At 69.1% G+C, this 2,514-nt stretch carries 3 protein-coding genes and 1 pseudogene; 1 reads left to right on the plus strand and 3 read right to left on the minus strand.

Annotation, left to right across the window (positions count from 1 at the left end):
* A partial coding sequence (locus tag ACJA3G_RS35010; RefSeq protein WP_406557061.1) for a hypothetical protein occupies positions 1–355 on the plus strand: 355 nt, incomplete at its 5' end.
* Between the two features lie 186 nt (positions 356–541).
* On the opposite strand, the gene ACJA3G_RS35015 is transcribed toward ACJA3G_RS35010, so the two are convergent.
* The 3 genes and pseudogenes from ACJA3G_RS35015 to ACJA3G_RS35025 all read right to left on the minus strand — a co-directional run.
* Positions 542–766 (minus strand): hypothetical protein, encoded by a 225-nt coding sequence (locus tag ACJA3G_RS35015; protein WP_406557062.1) that lies wholly within the window; start codon positions 764–766, stop codon positions 542–544.
* A gap of 755 nt (positions 767–1,521) precedes the next feature.
* A complete protein-coding gene (locus ACJA3G_RS35020; RefSeq protein WP_406557063.1) occupies positions 1,522–1,908 on the minus strand; it encodes an STAS domain-containing protein in 387 nt (128 codons plus the stop codon).
* A gap of 325 nt (positions 1,909–2,233) precedes the next feature.
* Positions 2,234–2,514: pseudogene (locus tag ACJA3G_RS35025) on the minus strand (pentapeptide repeat-containing protein); the annotation flags it as partial.

Raw genomic sequence — 2,514 nt, forward strand, 5'->3', positions numbered from 1 at the left:
GCCGGGGCCGGGGCCGGGGCATGAACAGCGTGAGCTGCAGCTGGTCGAGCACAGCGCGCCCCACGACGGGTTCGCCGGAGGGTTCGACGGGGCGCCTCAGCTGTGGGGCGGGGACGCCATCGAGACGGCGTGGACGGAAGCCGGCGCCGAGCGCCTGGCGGTCATCCGTGACGGCGAGGTGCTGCACCAGGGGCGTCACGCACTGACCCGGACCACCATTGGTGAGCCGAGGATGACCACCGCCATCGGGGCCGATGGCGTGATCGGGGCGGCCGTCGTCGTCGAGCGGAACTACACACCCGCCCAGCGTGAGGAGCTGGAACGGCGGATCATCCAGCGCGCGCACGAGCTGTAACAGGCCAGGCCGCGGTGGTCGCCGTGGTCGGTAGGGTGACCGAGGCGGGGGGGCGGGTGGCTGGCGTGTAGCCGGTGACGGAACGTCCGCCCCGCGCTCCCACCCTTGGCCGCACCTGAGTTAGCAGTTGCGTCGGCCGCCGGTCTCACGGCGCGCGCGGGCGGCAATGGTTTGCCGCCTCTTTGCTTATTGCCAGGGGCCGGGGAGGACGCCGATGTTGCCGCGGAGGAGGCCGGTGTTGAGGAGGCCGTAGGGGCCGCCGATGCCGGTGCCGAGGAGGCCGTAGTTGCCGAGGAGGCCGGGGTTGGGGGGGTTGTCGGCGGCCTGAGCGGGAGTGGCCAGCACGATGCTGGACAGCGCGAGAAAGACAGTTGCCGCCATAGCGGCGACCAACCGGCGAATGGTGCTCATGATGCCTCCCAAAGGCGTGCGCCGTATCGGCGCATGGGGTGAATTGGCAGCTTTCCACACCCCTCAGCCCCTCGCACCCACACGCAACGGCGCCCGGAAGCCCCCAGGGGCGTACCAGAACCCCCTGTGCGCCCCCGGTGCCTGACAGGCGAGCAACAGACCCATCAAACACGTCCTAGCTGAAGCAGGTGCGGTCCCGGCCTGGCACACCCGCGTCACCCCCCCATGGGCAACACGAGTTGCCATGCACCCCTGTGCGCGTCTGTGCGCGCCGATCTCTGCCTTGGCAGTCCACGATCAGACGATCGAAGACGGGAGCGGCGAAGGGGAGCGCAGGCTCTCCTCGATTCGGGGCAGCGAGTCGAGCGTGACGAACACAGTCGCCCCCTTATGCCGACCCAGCCAGTAGGCCAGGTACTCACCCGAGTTCGTACTCACCGCTCCCGCCCCTGCCAGCAGCGGATGCTTCTCCGCCCACAGCGAGGACACCGCCATCAACGGCCCACGCCGCCCATCCGCACGGGCCGTGACGCTCCCCGGCTAGCTCCACCCGGCCCGGTTGTGCGACCCTCACGTGCCGGGGCCTGGTGGACACGGTCCACGCAACCGCAGGCTGTGGCCGTGACGGAACACCAGCCCCCGGGCACGAGCCCAGGGCCTCCGGACCGCAGCCGTGCTGTGCGCCGGCGCCGGCGCCGGCCGACGATGACCTGTGTGGGGGTGGTGCGGGCATTCGGCGCCGTGGAGGGCGAACCTCAGCCGCCGAGGGCCTGGCAAAGCGTTGCGTGGCAGTCGATGACCTGGTCGACGCCGACGACTTGAAGGGTGCGCAGCACTGGGGCGGTGGGTGCGGCCAGTCGCAGCCAGCCGCCTGCCTCGCTGGTGTCGTGGTGGGCCGTGATGAGCATGTTGATGCCGCTGGAGTCCATGAAGCTGACCCGGCTCAGGTCCACCACGATGCGTGCGAGGGCAATGCTGGCTGCCTCGAGGGCTTGCTGGAACCGGTCCATGGTGTGGTAGTCGATCTCGCCGGCCGGAGCCAGCACGCAGATGCCATTGGTGGTGGTGGAGATGACCGACAACTCACCGGGCCGCTGATGGGGCTCAGCAGGCCCGGTATCCGCCATTCGTCCCTCGCTCATGACCGCGATACTGGCACACCCGATGCTTCTCCTGGGGGAGCGCCCCCGCACCGTACGGGCGCTGCCCCGATGAGGGGAGGCAGCCAAGGGATAGAGGGCGTGCAAGGTGCATGTGCGGGTACGCGCGGGGACGTGAACGGGGCGGGACAAAAGCCGGTCAGCGTGGAAGCAGCCACCGTGCGGGAGGAAGAGCACCATCTTCGGGCGAGACCCGAAGACCATCACGAAACAGTCCGTTTCGAGATGAAACAACGGACGAAAGAGACCTCTGAGCCACCCGCCACCCGATAGGAAGCACCGTGAACAGCCAGGGCGCAGCTGGGTTTCAGCGTTTGATGCGTCCGCGGATGGCGAGGACGGCGAGGGCGAGGAGGATGGGTTCGAAGAGACGGGAGCCCATCTCGGTGTAGGTGCCCCCGGTGGTGAGGTTCTGTCCGGAGGAGCGGAAGACCACCGAGTTCACCGCGATGCGGGTGGCTTTCTCCGCGCGGGTTCCGGTCATGCGCTGTGACCATCGTTCGTGCAGGACGGGCTTAGGGGTGTGGGTGCTCAGCGCGATGTTGCTGCCGTGGAGGGTGCCGGTGGTGACGGGGTCGGGCTCGTGGG

This window comes from Streptomyces sp. YS-3, from assembly GCF_045257485.1.
Lineage (GTDB): Bacteria > Actinomycetota > Actinomycetes > Streptomycetales > Streptomycetaceae > Streptomyces.